The sequence below is a fragment of the uncultured Campylobacter sp. genome, from assembly GCF_938018145.1.
GTDB lineage: Bacteria > Campylobacterota > Campylobacteria > Campylobacterales > Campylobacteraceae > Campylobacter_A.
Genome location: NZ_CALIII010000322.1, coordinates 1 through 5,080 on the forward strand (window position 1 = coordinate 1; position 5,080 = coordinate 5,080).

General features: G+C 52.0%; 3 protein-coding genes and 1 pseudogene. 2 read left to right on the top strand and 2 right to left on the bottom strand.

The window, feature by feature from the left end; all coding sequences use genetic code 11:
* Positions 1-382 (bottom strand): MarR family winged helix-turn-helix transcriptional regulator (locus Q0338_RS07500; RefSeq protein WP_298086209.1); only part of this gene is annotated, 382 nt, incomplete at its 3' end.
* Positions 383-510: 128 nt separating this feature from the next.
* Between Q0338_RS07500 and Q0338_RS07505 the strand changes: the two genes are divergently transcribed.
* Both Q0338_RS07505 and Q0338_RS07510 read left to right on the top strand, forming a co-directional pair.
* The gene (locus tag Q0338_RS07505; protein ID WP_298086210.1) at positions 511-1,758 is read left to right on the top strand and encodes an efflux RND transporter periplasmic adaptor subunit; all 1,248 of its coding nucleotides are present in this window, start codon (positions 511-513) and stop codon (positions 1,756-1,758) included.
* Entirely contained in the window at positions 1,755-4,817 is a 3,063-nt protein-coding gene (locus Q0338_RS07510) for an efflux RND transporter permease subunit (RefSeq protein WP_298086211.1), read from the top strand. The genes Q0338_RS07505 and Q0338_RS07510 overlap by 4 nt, the downstream gene beginning before the upstream one ends.
* Before the next feature lie 161 nt (positions 4,818-4,978).
* On the opposite strand, the pseudogene Q0338_RS07515 reads toward Q0338_RS07510, so the two are convergent.
* A pseudogene (locus Q0338_RS07515) lies at positions 4,979-5,080 on the bottom strand (cysteine permease); the annotation flags it as partial.

Genomic DNA, 5,080 nt, shown 5'->3' on the forward strand with positions numbered 1-5,080 from the left:
TTAGCAGCGAGAATAGCTTTTCGGAGTTTTTTTCGCCAAGCCTAGCAAATACCCGCTCGCCCAGCTCGTCGCTAGCGCGCACTATAGGGTCTGCTACGTCGTGCCCTTTTTGCGTGAGACTCATCGCGCGTTCCCTTTTATCCGTGCTTTGCTCGCCTATCTGCACTAGCCCTTTTTGGCGAAAATCCTTGCAGACGTTAAAGACAGTTTGCTTGGGTATGAGCCACTCTTGGCCGATCTTTTTTTGCGTCGAACGGCCGTCTTTTGCGAGTGTATAAAGTACTGCAAATTCGCTGTAGCTAAGCCCGGTTTTAGCGATCAGCGCGTCTATGCGCTCGTCAATCTCGCTGATTTTTTTGCCTAGGTCGTCAAAGTTATACATCGTTTTCCTTTTTTATTTTGGGCGAATTTTAGTAAAATCCCAAAATATTTTCAAGGTTTTAGGATTGACTTTTAGTCCTAAATTTTGCTAATATGATAAATTTTAAGACTAATTCTAAGGGAAATTTTATGAAATTCGGCAAAATTTTAAAGGCATATTTTTTATCGTTTGCGCTAATTTTGACCGCGCAACAAACGGCGGCGGCGCAGGAAAATAAATCGGCGCAGGAAAATAAATCGGAGCGAAAAACGCCGCCGCAAAACAAGCAAACGGCTCAAGCGGGCCTAAAATACGGCGACGCTAGCGAAACAAACGTCGGCCGAGACGGCAGAAATTCGGACGCTAGGCAAAATCAAAGCGAAGAAGCCATAAAGCTCACGGTCGTCTCGCCCAAGATCGCAAAATTTAGCCCAAAGCTAAATTTGCACGGCGAGCTGGTCGCTAAAGACGACGTTGCCGTAGGCTCGGCGCTGCAAGGCCAACAAATCGCCCAAATCTTAGCCGAAGTGGGCGAAAACGTGCAAAAGGGGCAAATTTTAGCCCTGCTAGATAATGCCGGCGTAAAAGCGAAATTTGACCAGCAAACCGCCGCGCTTGAGGCCGCAAAGCAAAATTTAAACTCCGCCAAGGCCGCTTTTAGCGAGGCTAGCTCCGCGCTAAAGCGAGCTAAAGACTTGGCCGCAAAAAAGGCGATCAGCTCGCAAGAACTCGAACAAGCAAACGCGAAAGAAGCAAGCGCCAGAGCGAATCTAAACTCCGCAAAAGCCCAAATTTCGCAGATAGACGCGCAGATCGCGGAGGCTAAAGATCAGCTCGGCAAAGCTAGCGTGATAGCGCCCGTTAGCGGCGTCGTAACGGCAAAAAAAGCCCAAATCGGTGCGTTAACTAGCGGCGAGGCTTTGTTTAACATCGCAAAAGACTGCGTCATCGAGCTATCTGCGGACGCGGACGCAGCCGAGCTAGCGCAGATAAAAGTCGGTATGAGCGCGCAGGCTCAAATTTACGGCGTAAAAGAGGCTGTGAAAGGCAAAGTGCGGCTAGTGCCCGTGAGCGTGGATACAAGCTCACGCCTAGGCAAGGTCAAAATTTCGCTAGACGGCGAGGCGAAATTTATCGGTTCATATGCTAAAGTTGTCATCGATCTGCCGGAATTTAGCGCGTTAGCGCTGCCTGCACAGGCTGTTTCCTTTACCGAAAAGGGTGCGTTTACGACTATAGTAAAGGACGGCAAAGCAGTCAAGCAAAAAATCCAAATCGGACTTAGAACAAACGGGCTAGTTCAGGTGATTTCAGGTGTCAGCAAGGACGATGAGGTCGCGCTAAAAGCCGCCGCGCTGGTAAATGACGGCGAAGCGGCGCAAAGGGGCGCGGAGTGAAAATTTCGTCTTGGGCGATCCGTCATCCTATCCCTATCATCGTGCTTTTTATCGCGCTTAGCTTAGGCGGCGTAGCGTCGTTTCTGCGCCTGCCGATAAACGCGAACCCAAACGTAAATTTTCCTATCGTTAGCGTCACGGTCACGCAGGCTGGAGCGTCGCCTACGCAGCTGGAAAGCTCGACTACTAGGCGCATCGAGGACGCCGTGAGCGGGCTGGCGGACGTGAGGCACGTTAGCTCTACGATCTCCGAGGGCAGCTCGGCTACGACGGTGGAGTTTGCTATCGAGACGGACGTCGATAGAGCCGTAAACGACGTGCGAAACGCTATCTCGCAGATCAGAGACGAACTACCAGCCGGCATCGATACGCCGCTAGTAGAGCGCGTGGACATCGAGGGCGGCGCGCTGACGTTTTATTCGGTAGGAAGCGTAAAATTAGACCAAAGTGAGATATCGCGCCTGATAGATAACGAGATAAAAAGGCGGCTGCTAGCGATCCCGGGCGTTCAGCAGGTAAAGCGCCTAGGCGGCGTTACGCGCGAGATCAGAGTGCTTTTAGATCCCGCCGCGCTTAGCTCGCTAAAGATAGACGCCGCTTATATTAACAAGCAGCTCGCACAAAATAACGCCGATTTGCCCGCTGGCAGAACGGTTTTAGACGGTGCTGAAAACAGCCTGCGCGTAACAGGCGGCGCAAGGAGCGTCGAGAGGCTAGCCAACACTCCTATCTGGTTAGACGGCGGCCGAAACGTCCGTCTGGGCGACATCGCTCGCGTAGAGGACTCACACGGCGAGGTTAGATCGCGCTCTAGGATGGACGGGCTGGAGACGGCGGGATTTAGCGTCTCGCGCTCAAAAGGCGCCAGCGATACGGTTGTGATAAAAAAGGTCGAGGAGGAGCTGGCTAAATTTACCGCAGAGCATGCAGAAGTAAAGATAGATGAGATATACACCTCGGCGAACGAGACTAAGCAAAGCTACGACCAAACGATCTGGATGCTGGCCGAGGGCGCGATACTGACGGTTTTGGTCGTGTTTATTTTCTTGAGAGACGCTCGAGCGACGCTGGTGGCGGCTATATCGCTGCCTCTTTCGATCTTGCCGACGTTTGCGGCGCTTTATCTGCTGGACTACACGCTAAACGGCATCACTCTGCTAGCTCTCATGCTAGTTATCGGCATACTCGTAGACGACGCGATCGTGGAGATAGAAAATATCAAAAAGCACTTAGCTTTAGGCAAACGCCCCTATCAGGCCGCCATCGACGCGGCTGATGATATCGGCTTTGCGGTGGTTGCCATTACGCTAACGATAGTGGCGATATTTTTGCCCGTTAGCTTTATCGGCGGGGGTATCGGGCAGTACTTTAGGCAGTTTGGCATAACCGTCGCGGCGGCGGTTTTGGCTTCGCTTTTAGTAGCGCGCTTAGCCACTCCGCTGCTAGCGGCCTACGTCCTAAAACCCGAGGCAAAAGAGGAGCGCGAAGCGGGCAAGCTAAAGGCAGCCTATCTAAATTTGCTAAATTTCACGCTAGATCACCGTAAATTTACGCTTTTTATCGGCTTTCTGCTGCTGCTCGGATCCTTTGCGCTCATACCGCTTTTACCGACGGGATTTTTACCTCAAAGCGACGTCGGCAGAAGCAGCGTAAATATCACTCTAACTCCCGGATCTACGCTAGAGCAGACCGACGAGAGGCTGCTAAATTTAACCCGCGTCGTTAAGCAAAACCCGGCCGTGCGGTCCGTTTTTGTTATAGCCGGAGGCGGCGGCGAAACGCACAAGGGCGAGCTGCTAATCACGCTAAAACCGCACAAGCAGCGCGCCGTTACGCAAAAGGAGTTTGAAAACGAACTGCGGGCGGAGCTGGCTAAATTTAGCGATATGAGATTTGCCTTCGCTAACGAGATGGCTGCGCGCGATATCTCGGTAATCCTAACCGGCGAGGACGCAGACGCGCTCTCTAAAATCGCCGCGCTGATAAAATCCCAAGCGAGCGGAGTTGCGGGCGTAAAAAACGCTCAAGTAAACGAACCGCTGCAAAAGCCGGAAATCCGCGTAAATTTAATCAAAAAAGAGGCCGCAAGGCTGGGCGTGAGCCACCAAGCCGTAGCCGAGGCTCTGCGTATCGCTACCGTAGGCGACACGGACGCGGCGTCGGCAAAATTTGACCTACCTGATCGCCAAGTACCTATCCGCGTTAGCCTAGAGGAGGGCGCTAGAAACGATCTTGAAGTTTTGCGTAAAATTTACGTCCAAAGCGCGACAGGGACGGCCGTACCGCTCTCTAGCGTGGCAGAAGTTTCGTATTCGCAGGGTGCGGCTAGCATAGAGAGGTTTGATAAACGTCGTAAGATCGCTGTCGAGGCCGATTTGCAACCCGGATTTACCATAGGCGAAGTTTTGGGGCAAATTTATGCCTTACCCGCGATGCAAAATTTGCCGAAAGGCATCTCCTCGCCCGAGTACGGCGATAGTGAGTATATGAGCGAGATGTTTGAGCAGTTTAGCATCGCGCTTGGCTTTGGCGTGACGATGTTTTTGTTGGTTTTGATCGTGCTTTTCCGCGACTTTTTGCAGCCTGCTACGATATTTATCGCGCTTCCGCTTTCTATCGGCGGCGCGGCGGGCGGTCTGCTACTTTACGGCGGCGCGCTTGATCTATCCGCCGTCATCGGCATCTTGATGCTCATGGCTATCGTGGGTAAAAACTCTATTTTGCTCGTTGATTTCGTCATCGAAAAGCGCCTGCGCGGAAGCGGCATTAGGCAGGCTTTGCTAAGCTCGGGCGCAGAGAGGGCGCGGCCTATCGTGATGACTACGATAGCTATGATCGCCGGTATGGCGCCTGCGGTGTTTGCTAGCGGCTCTGGCGCGGAGTTTCGCGCGACGATGTCGGTAGCCGTGATTTGCGGACTGGCGGCCTCTACGCTACTTAGCCTCGTTTTCGTGCCGACTGTTTATTCTATCGTGGACGATGCGAAAAGATTTCTCGGTAAGCGTCTTTCTAAACTCACATCCGTAACCGAGCAAGATAAGCAAAACGCGGCAGGGTAGGAAGCTCGTTAAATTTAGCGCGTAAATTTATCGCTTTTTTCCGCGCGGCGCGGTAGATTTTGATTAAAGCCCGGGTTTATTCGGCGCGGATTAAATTTGAGCCGGGTTTTACGGCCGAATTTAGCTAAAATCTTAAGCCAAAAAGCCTAAATTTACGCGGTTTAATAATACCCCAGGCACATCGTCTCGGTTAGCTTTATGCGCTTTTCAAGCGGTGCAGGCGAGAAAAATGAGCACTTTTCAATGTAAATTCTGTAGTCGTA